Source organism: Pseudobacillus sp. FSL P4-0506, from assembly GCF_038003025.1.
Classification (GTDB): Bacteria; Bacillota; Bacilli; order Bacillales; family Domibacillaceae; genus Pseudobacillus.
On record NZ_JBBOOI010000001.1, the window covers coordinates 3,992,573 to 4,011,992 of the forward strand.

A 19,420-nucleotide genomic window follows, 5' to 3' on the forward strand; every position below is an offset into this window, starting at 1 on the left:
TTTCCTAAATATCCACATAATACTTACCTTGCTTCATGGCTTGTATTGACATTGCTGTTGCAATAACTAAATCGTCATGGAGATTAGTCCCACGTTTATTACCTAACTTTCCGTTATTGTCTTGATATATTTTCATTTCCTCTAACGTCTGAACACATTCAATATTAATCATGCCTAATTCAAAGTTTTCCTTCATGTCCTCTATTAAGATTGGCTTAGTAACATTAGTTGTCTGAAAGCCCAACTGTAATTTCTTCTTACCTTTTTCATTGAATATCTTCTGTTTTAATAAATTCATGTACTGATACTCTTTTCTTAATCGTTCCAATAAAGGAGTACCATAACTATTCCTTTCTACACAAATGAAGGCATAATTAAAAAACCTGCCTATAGAATCCACTATTTTAGCGAACTCATAGCCAGGAATATCATTTGCATAAAAAGAAACCATTTGTTGACCTTCTGCATTATATACACTCATTGTTGAATTATCATTATCGCCACCTGAACCGGAAGCAACGTCTACACCTGCATACATCCTCATACCACGTTTAGGCATATGGTAAATGAATAGGTTTTTATTTATGTATGGCTGTAAGATTTCCGGTAACTCATCGTATATTTCATTTGTTGGCAATGGTTCAATAACATTCTGTAAACGTTCAATAATCTTCTTCGTATCAAATACTGCCTTATTAGATTCTGCAAAAGCTTCATGTGGCGTTGTAGGAAACTCTCGCATAAACTTCTCTAAACTATTTGTTTCTATGTAATATCTTCTAAACATCAACTGTCTAAAAGTAGCCCCATACTTTTCATGAAGAATCTTTTCATCATGTTCAAGGTCTTTCTTGCTCATTCTAGTCCCTTTATTATGTAACTTGAACCATGTCTCGCTTTCATCAAATGAATGTTTAAATTGCTTACTATATGCTTCTGCAAGCCATGAATAAAAGTGTGCTTTCCAAACAGATTCTTTCCCTCTATATGCTTTCATAAATAACTCTTGATAGAAGTTATAACCCATTGCTGTACTTTCCACGATAATCTTACTGTTAGGATTCTTAGCCAATGCAGGAATAGCAGTAGCCATTATTTCCTCTTGGGCTTCGTTCGGATACTTAGCCATTTCGGAAAAGTGGATTAATTCAAATGTGTTTCCTGAAATTGAATCCTCACCGCCAGCCGTTGCCACCATAATATTACTGCCATTGGACATATATAAACCATCACGATTATTCAATTCAAGTTTAGGAAACAATTCAGGATACTTGTCATGAGGTAATGATTTATACATTTTCTTAATCTTCTTCAATAACGACTGTGTAACCTTATTATGATGAGTCATGATTAAATATGATGTATCTGGCTTAGTGGTTGCTGAATAGAGCATATAAGCCAATGACCACGTAGTAAACATTCTGTTACTTTCACCTGTATAGGTTACTGACTACAATTGTAGCGGTAAGGCACTTCAACCTTACTCTATATGTTTCCATATAGTTCGGACTATCGCTTCACTGAAATAGTGTTTCCTCGCTTAGTCTCTCACGCTGTATTTAAACTTGCGCCCTGTCGTCCTCGGCTTTACGTTAGGATTTCCAAGTCAATTAGAGGAAATTTAAAATCGGCATTACTGTTTACCGATCTGTCTGCCCTTCAAAATTACATTATACTTAGTCATTTCCTTAGTGAATTGTTCTTGTTCAGGATTCAATATAAAAGGAACAGATTCACCGTTGTTATCGATAATCTTAATGAAATTCTTTGCAAATAATCGAAAATCACTCATCACTTTTTGCAATGCTTTACTATTGGATTTCTTTTTGACTGTCATTCACTCACCCCCAATCAACTTAAATCTAATCCCTCATCATCTTCCGGCTCATCCTCTACAACTGAATGAAATGTCTTACTAGCTAATTTTGCATTTTGTTGAATATCTTTCTGCATAGATAAAAAGAGACGGATTGATTTCTCATCCCCCTCTTTAGCCTTATCAGATACAATTTTATAAATCTCATCAAAATCATTAGCTACTCTGGATTCTAACAGTAATAATAATAACCCTTTATATTCTTGACTTCTTTCCCATTGCTTAAATGAGTTTAATGTTTTATTTCCTATCGTTTTCAAAAATTCTTCTTCTGTTTTAGGTGGTACTTCTCTATTGAAACGAATATCATGCTTCCACTTAAAATATTCCTGTTTTTTATACGAGACACTTTTCAAAGCTTCATGGATATTCAATTTAATTCACCTGCCCCTTTTTCTGACTTAGCCTTAAATGCTTCTAATTCCTTAATAATCATTTCATTTAAGATTGCCATACGCTCAACATTTCTATTTGTCGCATCTATGCGACCTTTAAGAGCAATAAAATTTTCATTTAATTCCTTCATGTTATCGTTGATTAAAGTTAGAGTATCTTCAAACTTATTGGATGACTCTTCTAATCCTTTAACATTTTCTTTCAGATTATTGACTTCTTCTTTATACTTAAAAATTTTAAACATTATAGATTCCTCCTAGAATAATTTTTGATTGGGACTTCCATATACTTGCATTTATAAAAAATTTAAAAGGTTACATTTTTACACCATATATAATATAAGACTAATGATATTTGAATTATTGTATATACATTAAAATTTTAAATAATAATCATCCTAACATTTAATTTAATCATCAATATTTGAACTTATATTAAATATAGTGTAAATTTGTAACCTTTTGAAAAAATAATTTAGTACGGTAAAGCGTCTACTGGAATATCCGCCTTCTTCTTATCTCTTTCTTCTTGTTCCTTCTTCAATTTTTCAAAGTATTCTTTCCTAGTCATAACCTTCATTGTTTCAACTTTTTCATCCCCAACTTCACAGAAGAAATCATGGTCACCTGTTATGTATGTATTGGCTTTACGATCTTCCTTTCTCAATCCAACAACAAATGCTTCTTGATTATGTATAACTTCAATCATTCTATGTTTTCTCAACAACTTTAAATATTCACTTAATGACTTCTTGGAGATTCCTGTTTCCTCTGCAAGTTTTTCTAAAGGTATATCAAAGCCACTATCATAAAATTGATTGTTCATTTTTAAGTAGCTCCATAGGTAAAAACCTGTGCAGCCAATTTGCTCATTTTCCATACAAAATAAGAAAACCTCAAACGGAATAAGAGTCGTATTTGAGACATCATAGAACGTACCGTCAATATAATCATTCTCATAATCCTCTTGTGCTTCCTCATCATTCACATGTCTAGTAAAAGCACGAATGGGCTTCTTAATCACATATCTGTTAGGGAAATTCACTCCGTACTCATTCATTTCTGCATCATATTCATAATAGTTAAATGCTAAATCTTCTGAAATATCATATTGGAATGAATGTCCCATTTCCCAAGTCGTGGGAATTTCATTTGTTGTTTCAAGATACTTCATTTGTTCAAGTACGCCATTCTTTTTGATTAGATAATCAACTGGCTTATAGATTGGACTATAGCCTAGAATCTGTTTCAATTCTTTTTGAGTAAGTAATTCAGCAACAAAGCCATACTTTGCATAACGATAAAGCCAGTTCGTTAGATAGTAATAAGAAAAAGCAAATGGAATATGATTCTTCTTAATTGTCTTGAAATCCTCGAAAATCTCATTAGGGATAAAAATATCGTTTTGTTTTTCGTCAAATTGTAAATACTTTCTTAAATCTTTCATTTTGAATGTCTCCTTTTGAAATAAAATTTAGAAAAAGAGGACTATATCAGCCCTCTTACTTTTGTGATCTATATTCGTCTAACGCTGCTTGTAACTCATCTGATTTAATGTACAAACTAAACATTTTGTCCGTCTTATGATTAACTGCCTTTGTGATATAGTGGAAACCTTTATATTTTAAAAATGCTGATAACTTATAATTGTAACAGAAGAAAAAATCCTTTTCAGTTAAATTTTTCATTGTTTATCGCTCCTTTATTTTGTTGTAAAACTTACATAGTCGTTATTTGTATAAGCTAATGAGATTAATTGGCTTCTTTCCGGCATTTTCTTATTGATGTTTTGCCCACAACGATTATACTTTTTAAATAACTGGAATTGCTTATTTGGCAAGGTAATCTCCCAATCAAAGTATGGCTGCAACTTATCAAATTTAATATCTGATTCGAGGAATCCTTCTTTGTTGATTGATATTTTTCCGTTGAGATTTAACCCTTTCTGAATCCGTTTATAATAACTATCATTATTTTTATTTAATCGGTCAATAAGCTCCGTAAAGCCCAATCTCTCTAGCCAAGTTGTATGTATATCTTTAAAATATTTACTTGTCGCATAATGTCCCTTATGGGCTGAATCAACGGCAAGAATAATATCCTTACCTATATCACTCTTAGGCATTGGTATATCATAGAGTGCCATGATTAGCATTAATGTACTAAAAGGGTATTTTTTATGATATGGCTTGCCAGTTGTAATATTATAGACAAGGTTAGGATTAGCCATATAATGATTCTTAGGACTGTTTATGTATTGTTGAGTGATATGATTGTCAAAACATCTTGTATTCTTTGCAAAAGCCATATCTACACCTATTGTCATTAGTTCAGTTTCTTCATGACGATGAAAATTTTCAAAGTCATAAAAATAGTTTATTTTCCATTTACCATCTGTCATTTCTTCTAACAGATTGCACGAAAATAAACTATCACTGTCATCTCCTACAATTAAATCCATTTCTAGCTTTAAATCTTTTACTGTCCATTCTGGGAATTTATCTTTTAATACTTTCTTCATATTCTTAGTGAAAGAAAAACTCTCCCACTATCCTTTTAGGGTAAAACATCCTCTGACAACAATTATCTGTCGCCTATAACCGTCAAACATACAGACATCTGTACATTTGACTTCCTCCTTTTATTCCTAGACCATATTTGATTGAAGTTGATTCCTTAAATTTCTCCAATCGGTCATATAAAATAAAAGGAAGTGGTTATGACGAATTTCTTGATACTTTCACACATTCACCTCCAAATTTTTAGAATAAGTTTTTATTGATTATCTTTATATGTATCTATGTATTCTCTATATCTCTCTATTTTGTCTTTGCTCATACCTGCTACACCTGTCTCATATTTGGATAATAGCGACTGTGAGCAACCAACAATTGGTGCTAATACTACAAGTCGAATACCTTTTCTCCTTCTTTTGAGAAAGTATTCTTCAATTTTAGGATTCACTTTACTCACCTCTTAAAAATTATGAATAAAAAAGAGATAGCCCCGAAAGACTATCCCTTCTTAATTATGTATTTGTTTATGCTGTTACTGTCATAATGCCTACTGCTTTAGGTGAAGCAACCTTTAAAGTGGCTTCTGCAACAATTTGAAGTTTGCTATTATCTCCACTCTTAGCAAGTGCTTCTACCTTTGGCTCACGTAAATAAGCAAGGTCAACATATGTATCTTTAAAGAATACAACCTTATCAGCCGGAATATGTGGAGACAATACAAAATGGACACGACCATAGTTAGTATTGATAGAATCAACAATCAATCCAAAATCAGTTGTAACATGGTTATATCCATATTTATCAACATAAATAGAATCAATTTGTTCCTTTAGATCAGCATTTACAAAAGCATAAACTGTTCCTGCACCTGTATTCTTATCCCAAAGATTACGCATTGCTTTCTTAATGTCTGCTTCTGCAATTGCTCCTGTTACTGCTACTGCATTGGAAGTGTCTGCTTGTTCAAGTAAACCTGCCATTTGACGTTTAAAAGGTGCTTTGCTGCCATCATTCTTAATTCCCAAGATGAACTTTTTCTCCATATTCACTTTCAGTTCAAGAAGGCGATCTTGTACCTCTTCATTAAGTTGAGTTGATTTCATAGCTTCCGCCGTTCCTGAAATTTGTACTCCAACTTTAAAAATTTCCAACACGTTAGATAGTTCTGCTCTGGCGCTCTCAAAGAAAGTAATATCATCTGAACCCTCAACGGCTGAAAGATCACCAAGTGTGTTAAGTGTCTTTTCTCTCCATGTATAGATAGTTGATAATGCCTTCTCGATGTTACCTTTAGCCATAAGCATAGATGTGAAAGGAGTCTCTTCAACGCCAATTACTGCGATCTCCTTAGCAAGTGAAATTTGTTCCATATTAGTAAAGTTAGTAGATTTAAACATATTTATCATTCTCCTTAGTTTCATAATTTTTAATTACTGAAATAATTTAGCAAGTTTTGCTGAAAGCATACCGCCAACATCTTTTTTCTTTTCTGCTTCTGAATAGGCATCTTGCTTAGCATGTTCCGATGGCACATAACCAGTAGATACTTTAATCTCATTCACAATCTTTTTTAATACATCAACTGTTGTATTAAGTTCATCAGAATTAGAAACTTTGATAATCTCGGCAAATTGTTCAAGACCTGATTCTTTAAGAGTTAAATTGACCTCTTTCTGAAAAAGTTCCTTTTCCTTTGCTTCAATTGCTAGTTCACTTTCTGATTTCTCTTGTGGAAGCTTATTTTTCAATTCTTCCATTTGAGTAACCAATGAATCATACTCCTGTTTAGATACTGTTTCTTGCACTTCTGTTACTTCTTGTTGTTGCTCAATTACTTCCTGATTCTCTTCCATCGTATGACCTCCTATAAGAATTTGATTTTTACCGAATCCCTGACAAGAATCGGCTTATTATTTACACTGCCGCCAAACTCGAAAATAAATTCGTCCAATTCAACGGCAGGTGTATAGTCATAAAAAAAGACACCTACATTTTCCTTGTGAGTGTCATCTAATAAAAACTCTTCAATTTTTGTTTGATCTGGTTTATAAATCGTCAATTTCACATTATCAGGATCAACTAAACGACCTGACAATGATTTAAAATGAACTTTGAGCCTACATGTATCCCCTTTATACATTATTCAATCACCTCCACACTTGAAGGATTCTCAATGATGGATAAATCACTGTTGTTAAAAATTTCGACCGCCTGTGAGCCGTTTTTAACCACTTCTACATAAGCATTAATAACTTCATTCCTAATTGGTATCAATACGCTTAAATCAACTGATAGAGGCTTCATATGACTTGTCAAGTTAGTAACCTTTACGACACTCCTATAAATATCAGATGAAATTGGCTTCATAGTGGAAATTAAGTCTATTACCCTGCTATTGATTGTCCTATGAGAAATATCAACTTGTGAATGAATTGGAAGGGAATAACCTTCAACGCTTCTTTTAGTTGATTTTCCTAATGAAACAATAGAGAAAATAGGATTGATAGTTGATTCAGGTGTAATGACCTTCTTTTTCTTCAAATTTACTGAACCTATTAGATTAGATAGATTAGACGATAAATTGACGGTCTGTATCTTAGCAGGTTTTTCAGGCACTCCAAATATTTGTAAATAAGGATAGTCGCCATTGATTCCCCACGTATTAGTGAAATCCCAACCAACATAAGAAGATTGCTGTTTCATTTGTACTGTGGTTAATCCTGTACCTGCCGGACTTGTTGGACAAATATCTTTGTTGAAATATGAATTAGTTACATTAGAAACAGTTGTTCCTAAATCTCCTATCAGTCCACCTGGCGGATAACTTGTATTTGTAGAAGAAACATTACCATAAGCATAAGAATTCTTTATGTAGGAAGTTGCAGAAACTAAGTTTCCAACTAAACCACCTGCACGCCCCATACCTGAAACATCCACATTAGACCAACAATTTTCAATTGTTCCTGAACTATGCCAACCAATTAAACCACCTACTCCATATTGTCCCGATGCTGTACCTGTTGAGTAACAATTTTGAATAAGAGTGGTTCCAAATGCGTAACCCGAAAGAGCACCAACATAATTAACCGCATTGCCTACTACTTGAGCATCAATCAATGCTACGTTTTTAATTATTGCATTTTCTACAAAAGCAAATAAACCAATGTTAGCAGTAGAGGAATTGATTTTTAAATTCTTAATCTTAAATCCTTTACCGTCAAATGTTCCCTTAAAACGTTGGGAAGAAGATGAAGTACCAATGGGAACAAAGTTAGGATAAACTGATAAGTCTATATCATTTCCTAGTTCATAATAAGCCGTAAGGTTATTTCTAATACTGTTTAAGTCAGTTGGTGTTTGAATAATATAGGGATTGGCTAATGTACCTGCCCCTAACATCTTAAATCACCTTTGGCACTTGGGTAGTATGTATAACCGTTAATTCATCTTGATCTGACTCTATTGTAAAAGGTGCAAATGTTTCAATTGAGTAAGGAGTTCCACCTGTTGCTACATCATAAATCACACTCTTTGCAAATGTCTTAGGTGTAATAATATCGCTATCTGAACCTTTGATAATTACAGTAAGTTTTACATTATTTCCTTCAATCGCAGAAGCTACTCGATTATCAGTAGTTGTTAGCCTTACAATTTTAGCCCCTGTCTCATCTTGTAACTCAATGTATTTCCAATTTGATTGAACATAATTTCTTAATGCCGTATAAGCAGCCGTTGTAATTTCAGCCATTGATTATTCCCCCTTATTTTTAATATCTAATACATCTTTCTCTAATCGTTGTAATGACGTAACGATCTTTTCATTGGTGGCATTTTGTTTTTCAATTTGAGCCATGAGTTTACCTTCACGTTCTTTACTTTCTGTCATGGTAAATCTTAAAAGCCACACAAATAAGGCACAGAATATTCCCTGTACCCATAATTCAGGAGGAAGGTTTGTAAAATCCATGTTACTAACCCCCTTTTTATAAAGTTAAAATTATGAATAAAAAAATATAGAGAGTAGGCGGTGAACCCACTCTCTAAAAATTTGGAGGTCAACCTGTGAAAGTTGACATAGGAGTAATAAAAAAATGAATAAAAGATAGCAAAAACTGTAGTTGTACGTCTGTGAAGGGATAACCCTTCAATCAATGTCTATACTGGATAGGCACTCATTGAAAATTTATCCTTTATCATAACTAGGGAATTTTAAGAGGTGTCTGAAAAGTTGAAATACCAATGTTTTAGATAGACTTCTATTTCGAACACTCTATATCCACTCTGAGATATAAGTTCTATTTCAAACATCTTCTCTACCATTAACAACAAGATTTTATCGAATGCCCACAAAGCCAGTCATATCAAGGGTTTCAGCGTTTTTCTATTTGTTTACATTTAAGTATTTCTTGCTTTTTTCATGCTTAATTTAAAACCCTTATTTTATACGCTTATCCATACTGATATATAAGCTCTAATTATACACGTTTTTCTCTTCCCTAATAGACCATTATCTCCATGTTATAAATCCTGATATTTCAATGCTTTCATTTTTCAATTTATACACTCATGCCGAATTTTTACGTTTTTTTTTCTGTTTTTCACACTTATTCCATTCTGATAAATACCAAATAACTACTTTAGCTTTTTCTTCCTTTAGGGGATATTAAGAAAAGTACCGTAAACGTTGATATAACAGCATTTATAAAAAATAAAAATATTAAGATGTTAATATATCAATGGTTTAACTCTTATCCAAACTTGGACATTTTTCTTCCTTTAGGGGGTATCCTACAAAAAGCCTTGAAAACGTTGATACGACAGCGTTTTTTGTGTGTTTTCTCTTTCGAAATATCAGTGAGTTGTTGATGTAGCAAGGGTTGAAATCGTTTCTAAACTGTCTTAAATTTTCTTTTTCTTCCTTTAACGAAGATTATCTTTTCTCAAAATTCGTATACCCCTAAATGTTGACATGACAATGTTTTTGAGTGTCTGACTTCTTAAATTCCCCTTCAAAATATCGGCATGGCGTTGATGCAGTGCGGGTTGAAACGATTTTAAAATGGTAACACACTACCAATACCCTATATAGGTATATATCATTTTCTTCCTTTGTAGATGTATTCATCAAAAGTGTCACGAACGTTGATATATCAAGGTTTATTAGACGCTTGGTGAATTTGTAATTGCTAAAACCTTATTAAATCAGGGTTAAAACAGATGTAAAACCGGTAGCGTATCATCTATATTTATGTTTATTTTTGTGCCATTTTTCACGCTGTCTTTGCTTTTCTCTTTTTACACTACAATCATTACAAAATTTCTTGTTTCTTGATTCCTTTTGAATTCTTTCTCCACAATCAAGGCACTGTTGTGTTTTTCCTAGATTAACTCTAATATTTTTTAATATCTCATCTCCAAAACATCCCCATAATGTCTCTTTATTAACTGAATTCCGTCTACCATATAGTTCTTCAACTAATACATCAACTAATACATTTACTCTTGGCTCAATTTTAAGTAATTCATCTCTGATATATTTAAACACATAAAGAGTACCTTCATTTCTATCCTTAATATCACTGTCATTTCGTCTACTGTTTTTTCTTCGCCAGTCGATGGAATGGTATGAGATTTCTCAACAAATTCTTCTCGATCCACAAATTTTGGTAGAGAAAGCATTTCAAAAATCTTTCCAGATGACAAACCTTGCGATATCGCAACATTTCCAAATTGTTCACTTGCTTTAATCATTCTAGTTGCCATAGAAGAATCGAAATCACAATTGTCTTTTGCCCCCTAACTCCTAACGATTATCCAGTATCAATTTTAATCCGTTATTTCTATGTAATCATATATAAAACAGAAATTCTAATGTCATCCTAGTGTATTTGTATGGTTGTGATGATACGTTAATTTTTCTAATGAGTTTTATTATAAATTTGAGGAAATAACTTGACTTGGCTTGTTTGTCTTTGATACTTTTTCTTGATTCTATGGACAGACGGCTTTTGGAAGCAAGGTTGTTGCCATATGTCAAAGACTAAAAAAATAATCAATGACAATAGACAACAACGCTGAACTTTTCCGTCATCTTATGGTATCCGTATTCCGTTTAGCCCTTGTTTGTTGAGGATTATTCATCCTAACATCCTACTGCAACAGATAGCCCTAGCAGGTTCACTAACTTGAATCGGTCATCATCAAATTAGCTACTTGTGAATGTCTTGCAGGTATATCTACCTCTATCCTTCCACTCCTGACCGTTAATGGTCGTCAACACCATTCAGATACAACGAGAAACAAGGAACTCGTTATTTGTATCCTATCCCGAAATTTGCAGTAGGTCGGTCAACCTTGACGTAATTTATTATAGTGTGCTTAACGGCTACTCACACTGAATACCCTAAAAAAGACAGCACTTAATACACCTTGCAATATCAATTTTTTTTCGATATTATAAGGGTAGGGTATCCGTATTCAATTGTACGGGTTTATATTTGAAACAGACGGGGTTATGTGCTACCAACACATAGCCCCACTTTTTTGTTTAAATATCTAAATTATTCAAAGGATTATACTTATCATTTTGCTCTTTTAAATCATTGCCCCACATTGCTGCATATCGTTCTGTAACTGCAACAGATGAATGTCTCATCATACGTTGAACTGCAAAGACACTCATTCCCGACTGAATACATCTCTGGCAAAATGTATGTCTGAATGTATGACTTGAAAGGCGAACTTCTCTAAAATTCATGATCTTTGCTAATCGTTTAAAAATATTCTGGACAGCATTAGGAGTTAAAAATTTATTCAAAGAATTAGTAAAGACGTATTCGCTTATTGTTCTATTTTTAAAATGACCTTCAACATAAACCTTATAAGCAGATAGCTCCTTCACTAACCTCTCCGTAATAGGAATTGTTTCTCTTCTTCTGTTTTTACCGAATACATTTAAAGTTTGTTGCTGAAAATCAATATCCGACCATTTGAGGTTGCACAATTCTGATAGTCTTAGTCCCGTGGAAAGTAAGGTAACAATTATTGTGTAGTCTCTATATGCAAAGAAACTCTTTTCACGTTGTTTAATTCTGCGGTAATAATTCAGCATTTGCTTAATGTGATAGTCAGTGAATACATCAATTCTTACATCTTCTTTAGCTCTTTGAATCTTCTTAGCAGGGCTTTCCTTGATAACTTCACATTCCACCATGTAATTAAAGAACGCCTTAATACGTTGTAATTTCGTGTTAGTAGTACCGGCATTATTACCCTTCTTCTGATAGTGCAGAATGTATTTTTTGATAGTGTTTTGTGTAATGTCTTGAACATTAACTAACTCGTTTTCTATGCAAAATTCTTCAAATTGCTTTAAGAGAATCCTGTATGTTTCCATTGTCGTCGGAGAAACATTTTTAAATTCCCTATCATCTAAAAAATCCTGAATAGCAAATTTCAACAACAAAAAAATCCACCTCACATTTTCGTGAAGTGGATTCCATTTGTCGAGTAAATTTCATTCTCGACCACTACATAAATGTAGTCTATAAAATTGCTTAAACCGTTGGTACAATAACCTTTATGATTCCGACTGGGTTCGAACCAGCGACCTCTACCCTGTCAATGGGGATAACACTATCGGAAGGTATCCGAATGTTTCTTCTTAAACCTTATAATATCAACTATTCTAAATGCTCTTTATGATTAATTAGGAGTGTTTCCACTTGTTGTTGACGGTTTTAGTCAACAATTCGTCAACAACCATCCCCTGTCTATTCAACTCCATATAATAGAGCCTTGAGAAGAAATAAAAAACCCTCTCGAAATGAGAGGGATTACACAGTAACTGCAGTGCTGACAGCCAATATATTTAGGAAAGGAACTTTCTTAACACTTCCATATTTCTCTTCTACATGAATCAATTTCGTTTGACCATCCATCTTTATTATTTTCCCTTGAACCGGCTCTTCTTCTTTCCAAACTGATAAAGCTACCTCTGTTTTCTCTTCCATTGCTTCTGTTAATTGATATGCAATTTCCTCTAGTTCAAATTCATCACGACTTGGACGCTGGGGCTTACTTTGTTTTTTAGTTTTAGTCATTTTAATCCTCCTTAATTTTCATTTTTTCTCATTATATAGAACATACGTTTCTTTTTCAATAAAAACAAGAACATATATTCTGAAAAAATAAAAAAAGACGGCTTAAACCGTCTTTAAATCATTTTTACACAGCACAGTTATATTCACTTTATGTTCATCCGCAGCGCGTTGCAAAAGTATCCTACGGCTCTCTGTTAGTGTATAAAAAATAATAGTAGGTGGATAGGCAAATTGTTCTTTAAAAACAGGGATAAGCTCTGCATATCTAGCTAACTTCTTTTTGTTCTCCGCCATTGATTGTGTACGATCCACCTCCAATAAACAAAATTTATCTTTATGTGAAAAGTGAGCATCTGGACGAATAACCTTTTCCACTCCGTGTAATTGGAATGCCAATTCTACCTCCGTTTCGAAATCGTCCGGGCAGTTGAAATGAATATACACATCATTCCTCATCAGGTAGTGCTCCACTTCACTTGTGTATTTCCTCTCTAGCTCGCATCCGATCATCTGTCTTCCTTCTTTATTTAAATAGTACACATTGGCACAATCTCTTTCTGGATGGCGGCGAGTATGCAACCACTGTGACATGCTTTGTAAGACTTTTAAAGCGTTTCTCTTTTGGCCTAGCGGATGAATCTCCTGCAGCTGCTCTCTAGTTGCGAACCCCAACTTTCCTAAACTGGATAAGATCCTTTCTTGACGCTCCCTTTTCCTCGCTAGAAGTGTGGACATGTACGCTCTCCCCTTTGCTTGATTGTTCAATTACTTCACGTGGCGGCTCAACAGAGACAGTCGGCATGAAATGATGTTGCAGGCGTTCCTCCATTTCTTCGTCCGAAATAAATGGTGCTTGCACCTCTTGTAGACGTTGGGTTTTGTACAACGCCCTCCCTTTGAAGTCATCTGGTAAATCTTCTGCACCAGTTACGTCCAGTGCTACTTTACTTGCGGTAGCGTCGCCCAATCGAAAAGATATTTTTGCATCAGCATTGACCTTTATTTGACGCGGAACCGTTATAGCTGTTGGGTATTGAGTGCAATAAAGCATCCGATAGCCTAGCGCCCCAGATATACGGGCAATCTCACATAACTTCGCTTGGCAGAAATTCATGAGCGCTTTCGTTTCCTTATCCATATATTTTTCCGCGACCAGCTGTGCCGCTTCATCCACAATAATAAACGTGCGTTTCTTTATAGGTGCGTGTATAACATTTCTCCACTTATTTGCCCGGAATCTCTTTTGCTCTGCTTCCACCTCTTTAAACAACTTCTCTATTAATAAACCAGCACTGTATGGATCGTCCGCCACTTCCTTGATCTGCTTCAAGTTTTCCAATGGCCCAAATTCTAGCCCGCCTTTTAAATCGATGATGTAAAATTGTACATCATCTGGATTGTTTTCGATCAGCCGGGTCATAGTGTTTTTCAGAAAAACAGTTTTACCGAATCTAGTTGTGCCGGATACAATCATATGAGGAATGTGGTCAAAGTCATGAAGAACTGTTTTATCAAAACCAACACCGACAGGGATTTTCCACTTGCTTGTTTTCGGTATATCAGCATAGTTGACCAACTGAGGAATTTTCGTATCGTACACTTTCACTTTCAGCAGATCTTCAACGAACACACGAACAGTTTTCTGCAGCCCCACTCCTAAAATGTTTTCTTCTGCAAATTTATTTATTTTGGTTTCAGACATGCCGAGAGGAAGCGCAAACCAATATTCCATACCAACCACCTTTTTGCCATTCAAGATTGGCCGCTTACTCCGAAAGTCAGGTACAGTTAATTCTCCCTTCTTTTTCATGCCAAACTCAGCCGCTAAAAAAATGGCATTTATCTTCTTCAATTCATCTTTTTTACTCGGCCAGAGTGCAGCGGTTGCCATTGCTACTGGAACAGCTAATAATTCAAGCACTGGATTTCCCCCTTTCGAAATTTCCATGACTTCTATTCGATCAAGGAGAGAATAGGAGTCAGAAATGTGATGAATAAGAACATTTCAGTTGCGATAAAAACAAATGATTAATTGGGTGTAAAAACGCATAACAGCAAGCAAACGAACGGACCCGGGTAAAGACTGCCCCACCACTGAACCGGTGCCCAAGCATGCGCTGTGGCGCGGGAACTAAAGAAACTTCATTAACTGGACAACCAGGTAACCGATTGCCCCGTATTTGACTAGTTCCCCCGTGAACGATAAAAGCCGATGGTTGATGGTGACTCCCGCCCGTTCCAAGGCCCAGACCCCCGTCAACGTTATTCCGACTGAGCCAACAAAGACTAAACCGAATGTGTAAATATCCATAAGATCATCTCCCTTTGCGATAAATTCTATTTCCTAACAATCAGAAATATTCGCAATTAGTTGCGATTTTTCTTTTAAAGGGATTGTCCTTTTTTCGCTGAATAGTATGTATAAGGGGAGTGATAACGTGAAATCACGGATAGGAGAATTGATAAAAACAAGCAAGTACAAGCGAGAATACATTTTAAAAGAGTTAGGAATAGCACCAAACACTTTAACTAGCTGGTCTCATGGAAGATCCTATCCCCGCATGGATCAAGCAAAACAACTGGCAGACTTGTTAGAAGTGGGTATTGAGGAATTATATGAGGAAACAAAAAAAGACCGCTGACAATAGCGGTCTTAAACGTATGGAAGATTAGCAATCTGTGAGTATTGCTGTTTCGTGCATTCAATATGAATTTCATGCTCAATGCCTTCTCGATCTACAAGAGTTAGAAAGGCAGTAGACTCATCTTTCTTTTTCCCTCCGACTGCTGCACCAGCAATCGTTCCAAGTGGGCCCGCTGCCAAAGTTCCTGCAATAGCTCCAGCTGCGGCTTTGCCTGCTGATCGACTAGAAGCTGGTTCCCACGAGATCCCTTTGAATGTAAACGGCTTTTTGTCACCAAAAGGTATTTGAGAAACAACCGTTCCTTTTTCCTCACCTTTAAAAAGTGTCGCATTTTTAATCGGAACATTTAACTCTTTATCCGTCAGTACATGTCCTCCGGCAATGATCTTAATATCCACTCGTGGTTTCATTGCATCTTTAAAAGCGTTCTTTAAAAACCCCATGCCGATAACCCCTTTTCTCTTGTTATTATCCATATTATCGGATATAGAGGAAATTTATTCAATCCACAGTTGCCTTAAATCAATAAAAATAAGCCCCACTCAAACGAGCGGGGCTTTTCTCATTGTTCTTGTCTTATTTGCGGATTGAAACCAAACTCACGACGGATGTTCTGTTGAGCAATCATAGCGGATTCAAGGCTAGTGAATTGTCCTGTCCAGACTCGTTTGTCTTTCGGAAACGGCTTGTACCCTAGTTTCTCGCCAATTAGTTTGGCTTGCTTCTCTGCTTCTTCTTTAGTTTTAAAGGCACCGGTGTAGACGCGATACTTCCCAGGTGTGCTAGACTTCGCTTCTTGTTCAAGCAATACCTTGATCTTTGCCAATGTATTCTCTCCTGCAATCCCATCTGCAGCAAGTCCTGTACGGCGTTGTAAGACCATGACGGCATTGGCAGTAGCTTTACCATAAATGCCATCCACACCGCCAGTATCATAACCAAGTTTGACGAGATCGATTTGCAACTGCTTCACTTTGTCACCTTGATCACCTTGCTCCAGATAAGATTTCTCCGCTGCTGTATAGTTACCGTTAGCAGGCGGCGTCCAGTTGCTTTGCACTTCAAAATGGGGCATATCAGGCGTGCCTTTCCAACTTCCTCCCCAAGTAATACCCAAGCGCTTTGCTATTTCTCCTGCTTTTTTTAAAGTAGCATTATCATATAAATCTTTAGGTGGATTAACTGCAATATCCCATGCCAAGCGACTTGTATGGCGGCTTTTCTTTGTCCATGTCACCTTCTGACCAGGTCGGGAGCGTCCTTGCTCGTAGAGGAAACTTTGACGCGCTTGTGAGCGGTAAGTTTCTGTAATAAAAATGTCTAATCCTGCTTTTTTACACTCTTCTAAAAACAGGTTACAAGCTTTCTTTGCAGCTGGTAGCAGCTCATTAATATCTCGGCATTGTGTGCTTACGCTCATTATTCAATCCCCTCTTTCTTTTCTTCTCCTACCTGCTTAATCTCCGTTTTTGTTGTAACCTCTACCACCGCTGAGGCTGCATCCTCGTTATGCTCCTTCAGTTGAGCAAAAGCATTGCTGAGCTGCGCTGGAACCTGTACCCCCATGTGACCGAGATTTTCTATAAAAGAAATTCCCTCCATACCGATTAAAAAGAGAATCATCGCATTGCGCATAAAGTGGCCGCCGCTGCCAGCGACAATATCAAGCTGGTTAGCAACAATAACCGCCAGCAACATAGCCGCTTTCTTCATCAATCCTTTAAATGCCTTTTTCGACTCTACATTCTTTTTAAAGAAAAACGCGACGATTAAACCACTTATATAATCGGCTGCCATTAGAATGATTAAGGCAATGACGAAATGATCGATTCCTCCAAGCAAATAGGCAGCACTCATAAAAGCGCCGCCTGTGAATGTGTTCCATAATGTATCTGTGTTATGCTGCATTCTTTTTCCTCCCATTCAGGGCAACTCCTTTCGCAAGCTCCCCTCACATATCCCTTTTCTTTGCATAAAAAATACACCTATTCTTTTAGGTGTTTTGTGTTGTGTTATCTTCCTGATCTGCATCTAATAAAGCTTGTGTAGCTGCACGCCATGTTAAAGGTACAGCGTCAATTGTACGTAAATTCAATTTGATTAGATCATAGTAGAGCTTTGCCATGTTATGCACCCCCTGCAATAAATTCAGCTAATTCAGCAATTGCTAGTTGCATGTTTGCCCTTTCCATTGCTTCCGTTTCAGCTGTTTCTGCAATTGCGAGCTTTAATTCAGTACTCTGTGCTTCCAGCTCTTCTCTCGTTACTATGTCCTCCTCCTGTCTAGTATTATCAGCAATAATTTGATTAATGTGGTTTTGCGCCGACTCTTCTACAGTAGCGCCTGGGTATGGAAAATAGTCATCTTGCACGATCCATGGTCGATTATCTTTTAAAATAGTATACTTATTGTTTTCTACTTGATAAGTTAGGTTCACTTTTATCATCCTTTTTTATTTTATGGCAAGTAAACATCTACTCTATCCAAATAATGACTTATACCGTTATATACTTTGTTCCCTCCGGTGACATATATAAGTCCATCAATAACAGTAGCACCATTATTATCTCTTGCAGCAGGAATATCAGCTTTAGGTGTCCACGTATTTGTTTTATAGTCGTATAAATATAAGGATCTATGCGGATATCCTTCCGGTTGACTTGAATACTTACCAATGTAATACACCTTGTCATCAACAGACACGGCTGAATCAGAGGAGCCGCTGATTGGAAGGGGCGCTACTTCTGACCACGTGTTTGTTGCGATGTTATACGCATGAACAATTTGTAAAGGAGAGGATGAACCTCTTGAATGCCCTCCCATTACATATATTTTACCTCCCGCGGTTGCGGCGCATAAGTTATGTCTATCAATCGGCATATTTGCCAATGTTGTCCAAGTATCTGTTGAGATGTCATAACAGTAGTTTGAGTTCCTTATAGTAGAACTACTAGATGTATACCCACCAAGTACATATATTTTACCGTCCAAAACAACTGATGCATGGTTATAAACACTTGCAGGAATAGGCGCTTTCTGTGTCCAAGTATCAGTAGAAGGATCGTAGCAATCAACTCTAGTACCTGATGAGTTGGTTCCGCCCAACACATAGATTTTACCTTCAAAGGCAACGGCATCTGCCGAAGTTCTCCCAATAGGTACAGGTGCTTTAATTGACCATTCGCCTGTTACAGGATCATAACAAAGATTATCCGTTACATTAGAATAAACCGTACTACCCTCTCGACTGCTACCAGTCATAACATACATTTTACCCTCTACTGATGCACAAACATGGTTGAATAAAATTTTGGGGAGTACAAAAGGCGAAAACCATATATCATTTGGCTTAAACCAATGAACATTACCAACGGGCACATGTTTAATTTGATTGATTTTATCCGCTAATTCTTGCCCTGTGTCGCTACTGCTTGCTGGAATTCCTTTGCCAGTGATAGCTGTAGCGACTTTGGTTTTTACATCACTGGCACCAATAAAAAGCTCACTTAATGCTTCTTCTACATTCGTTGCTTTAAAATGTCCCGCTGTATCTTCAACCTTTACATTACTTGCTATCATTTCCGCTGCCGAAATAACGCCGTTTTCATCGACTGTGATAGTTGTCCCATCCGGTTTAACATGCCCTAATTCTGTCTCTGTCGCTTTTTTCGTCGAATGTGCAGCAAGCTCTTTCTTAGTAGCAAGCGTGCTCGTATCGACATTCAACTGCTCTGCTGGCACTTTTCCGTCTGGTCCTAACGTTGCCACTTTCGAATCGATCTTGTCCCAGTTATCGTTCATCATTGTTTTTATATTAAATGTATCGGACCCGTCTACTAATGGATCTTTCTTTAGCAAGCCGAGCCTTGGTGTGTTGCTAGCCAT

28 protein-coding genes are annotated in these 19,420 nt (G+C 36.0%); 1 reads left to right on the plus strand and 27 read right to left on the minus strand.

Annotation, left to right across the window (positions count from 1 at the left end; all coding sequences use genetic code 11):
• Positions 1-4 precede the first annotated feature (4 nt).
• From MKZ02_RS19760 to MKZ02_RS19860, 21 genes are all read right to left on the minus strand, one after another.
• Positions 5-1,420, minus strand: a complete 1,416-nt coding sequence (locus tag MKZ02_RS19760) for a DNA packaging protein (RefSeq protein WP_340855653.1) — start codon at positions 1,418-1,420, stop codon at positions 5-7.
• A 213-nt stretch (positions 1,421-1,633) separates the two neighbouring features.
• Complete coding sequence (locus MKZ02_RS19765; protein WP_340855654.1) at positions 1,634-1,837, minus strand: hypothetical protein; 204 nt, start codon at positions 1,835-1,837, stop codon at positions 1,634-1,636.
• A gap of 14 nt (positions 1,838-1,851) precedes the next feature.
• Positions 1,852-2,250: a hypothetical protein gene (locus MKZ02_RS19770; RefSeq protein WP_340855656.1), complete on the minus strand. Its 399-nt coding sequence runs from the start codon at positions 2,248-2,250 to the stop codon at positions 1,852-1,854.
• Entirely contained in the window at positions 2,247-2,516 is a 270-nt protein-coding gene (locus tag MKZ02_RS19775) for a hypothetical protein (RefSeq protein WP_340855658.1), read from the minus strand. Before MKZ02_RS19775 ends, MKZ02_RS19770 begins: the two co-directional genes overlap by 4 nt.
• A 230-nt stretch (positions 2,517-2,746) precedes the next feature.
• Positions 2,747-3,718, minus strand: coding sequence for a hypothetical protein (locus MKZ02_RS19780; RefSeq protein WP_340855661.1), 972 nt, complete (start codon positions 3,716-3,718; stop codon positions 2,747-2,749).
• Positions 3,719-3,773: 55 nt separating this feature from the next.
• Positions 3,774-3,959 (minus strand): hypothetical protein, encoded by a 186-nt coding sequence (locus MKZ02_RS19785; protein ID WP_340855663.1) that lies wholly within the window; start codon positions 3,957-3,959, stop codon positions 3,774-3,776.
• Between the two features lie 14 nt (positions 3,960-3,973).
• Positions 3,974-4,792, minus strand: coding sequence for a hypothetical protein (locus tag MKZ02_RS19790; RefSeq protein WP_340855665.1), 819 nt, complete (start codon positions 4,790-4,792; stop codon positions 3,974-3,976).
• Between the two features lie 254 nt (positions 4,793-5,046).
• Positions 5,047-5,235, minus strand: coding sequence for a helix-turn-helix domain-containing protein (locus MKZ02_RS19795; RefSeq protein WP_340855668.1), 189 nt, complete (start codon positions 5,233-5,235; stop codon positions 5,047-5,049).
• 76 nt (positions 5,236-5,311) lie between these two features.
• Positions 5,312-6,184 (minus strand): SU10 major capsid protein, encoded by an 873-nt coding sequence (locus MKZ02_RS19800; protein WP_340855670.1) that lies wholly within the window; start codon positions 6,182-6,184, stop codon positions 5,312-5,314.
• Between the two features lie 33 nt (positions 6,185-6,217).
• Complete coding sequence (locus MKZ02_RS19805; RefSeq protein WP_340855673.1) at positions 6,218-6,640, minus strand: hypothetical protein; 423 nt, start codon at positions 6,638-6,640, stop codon at positions 6,218-6,220.
• An 11-nt stretch (positions 6,641-6,651) separates the two neighbouring features.
• Positions 6,652-6,927: a hypothetical protein gene (locus MKZ02_RS19810; protein ID WP_340855675.1), complete on the minus strand. Its 276-nt coding sequence runs from the start codon at positions 6,925-6,927 to the stop codon at positions 6,652-6,654.
• Positions 6,927-8,186 (minus strand): hypothetical protein, encoded by a 1,260-nt coding sequence (locus MKZ02_RS19815; RefSeq protein ID WP_340855677.1) that lies wholly within the window; start codon positions 8,184-8,186, stop codon positions 6,927-6,929. Before MKZ02_RS19815 ends, MKZ02_RS19810 begins: the two co-directional genes overlap by 1 nt.
• 1 nt (position 8,187) lies before the next feature.
• Positions 8,188-8,535 carry a hypothetical protein gene (locus MKZ02_RS19820; RefSeq protein ID WP_340855679.1) on the minus strand — a complete coding sequence of 116 codons (348 nt, stop codon included), beginning with the start codon at positions 8,533-8,535 and terminating at the stop codon, positions 8,188-8,190.
• A 3-nt stretch (positions 8,536-8,538) separates the two neighbouring features.
• Complete coding sequence (locus MKZ02_RS19825) at positions 8,539-8,754, minus strand: BhlA/UviB family holin-like peptide (protein WP_340855682.1); 216 nt, start codon at positions 8,752-8,754, stop codon at positions 8,539-8,541.
• Positions 8,755-10,023: 1,269 nt separating this feature from the next.
• The gene (locus MKZ02_RS19830; protein ID WP_340855685.1) at positions 10,024-10,332 is read right to left on the minus strand and encodes a hypothetical protein; all 309 of its coding nucleotides are present in this window, start codon (positions 10,330-10,332) and stop codon (positions 10,024-10,026) included.
• The gene (locus MKZ02_RS19835) at positions 10,284-10,538 is read right to left on the minus strand and encodes a hypothetical protein (protein WP_340855688.1); all 255 of its coding nucleotides are present in this window, start codon (positions 10,536-10,538) and stop codon (positions 10,284-10,286) included. Before MKZ02_RS19835 ends, MKZ02_RS19830 begins: the two co-directional genes overlap by 49 nt.
• A 796-nt stretch (positions 10,539-11,334) precedes the next feature.
• A complete protein-coding gene (locus MKZ02_RS19840; RefSeq protein WP_340855690.1) occupies positions 11,335-12,252 on the minus strand; it encodes a tyrosine-type recombinase/integrase in 918 nt (305 codons plus the stop codon).
• Positions 12,253-12,622: 370 nt separating this feature from the next.
• Positions 12,623-12,889 carry a YolD-like family protein gene (locus MKZ02_RS19845; RefSeq protein ID WP_340855692.1) on the minus strand — a complete coding sequence of 89 codons (267 nt, stop codon included), beginning with the start codon at positions 12,887-12,889 and terminating at the stop codon, positions 12,623-12,625.
• 102 nt (positions 12,890-12,991) lie between these two features.
• Complete coding sequence (locus tag MKZ02_RS19850) at positions 12,992-13,561, minus strand: replication-relaxation family protein (RefSeq protein ID WP_340855694.1); 570 nt, start codon at positions 13,559-13,561, stop codon at positions 12,992-12,994.
• Positions 13,545-14,810: an FtsK/SpoIIIE domain-containing protein gene (locus MKZ02_RS19855; protein WP_340855695.1), complete on the minus strand. Its 1,266-nt coding sequence runs from the start codon at positions 14,808-14,810 to the stop codon at positions 13,545-13,547. The genes MKZ02_RS19850 and MKZ02_RS19855 overlap by 17 nt, the downstream gene beginning before the upstream one ends.
• Positions 14,811-15,020: 210 nt before the next feature.
• Positions 15,021-15,200 (minus strand): hypothetical protein, encoded by a 180-nt coding sequence (locus MKZ02_RS19860; protein ID WP_340855697.1) that lies wholly within the window; start codon positions 15,198-15,200, stop codon positions 15,021-15,023.
• Between the two features lie 127 nt (positions 15,201-15,327).
• Here MKZ02_RS19860 and MKZ02_RS19865 point away from each other — a divergent pair, with 127 nt between their 5' ends.
• Positions 15,328-15,531: a helix-turn-helix transcriptional regulator gene (locus tag MKZ02_RS19865; protein ID WP_340855698.1), complete on the plus strand. Its 204-nt coding sequence runs from the start codon at positions 15,328-15,330 to the stop codon at positions 15,529-15,531.
• An 11-nt stretch (positions 15,532-15,542) separates the two neighbouring features.
• Here the strand turns inward: MKZ02_RS19865 and MKZ02_RS19870 are convergent, their stop codons facing one another.
• From MKZ02_RS19870 to MKZ02_RS19895, 6 genes are all read right to left on the minus strand, one after another.
• Positions 15,543-15,977: a hypothetical protein gene (locus MKZ02_RS19870; RefSeq protein ID WP_340855702.1), complete on the minus strand. Its 435-nt coding sequence runs from the start codon at positions 15,975-15,977 to the stop codon at positions 15,543-15,545.
• Positions 15,978-16,096: 119 nt separating this feature from the next.
• Positions 16,097-16,954 (minus strand): peptidoglycan-binding protein, encoded by an 858-nt coding sequence (locus tag MKZ02_RS19875; RefSeq protein WP_340855705.1) that lies wholly within the window; start codon positions 16,952-16,954, stop codon positions 16,097-16,099.
• The gene (locus MKZ02_RS19880) at positions 16,954-17,442 is read right to left on the minus strand and encodes a phage holin family protein (RefSeq protein ID WP_340855707.1); all 489 of its coding nucleotides are present in this window, start codon (positions 17,440-17,442) and stop codon (positions 16,954-16,956) included. Before MKZ02_RS19880 ends, MKZ02_RS19875 begins: the two co-directional genes overlap by 1 nt.
• An 85-nt stretch (positions 17,443-17,527) precedes the next feature.
• Positions 17,528-17,659 carry a CD1375 family protein gene (locus tag MKZ02_RS19885; protein WP_340855710.1) on the minus strand — a complete coding sequence of 44 codons (132 nt, stop codon included), beginning with the start codon at positions 17,657-17,659 and terminating at the stop codon, positions 17,528-17,530.
• A 1-nt stretch (position 17,660) separates the two neighbouring features.
• A complete protein-coding gene (locus tag MKZ02_RS19890) occupies positions 17,661-17,972 on the minus strand; it encodes a hypothetical protein (RefSeq protein WP_340855711.1) in 312 nt (103 codons plus the stop codon).
• A 20-nt stretch (positions 17,973-17,992) separates the two neighbouring features.
• The gene (locus MKZ02_RS19895) at positions 17,993-19,420 is read right to left on the minus strand and encodes a Kelch repeat-containing protein (protein WP_340855713.1); all 1,428 of its coding nucleotides are present in this window, start codon (positions 19,418-19,420) and stop codon (positions 17,993-17,995) included.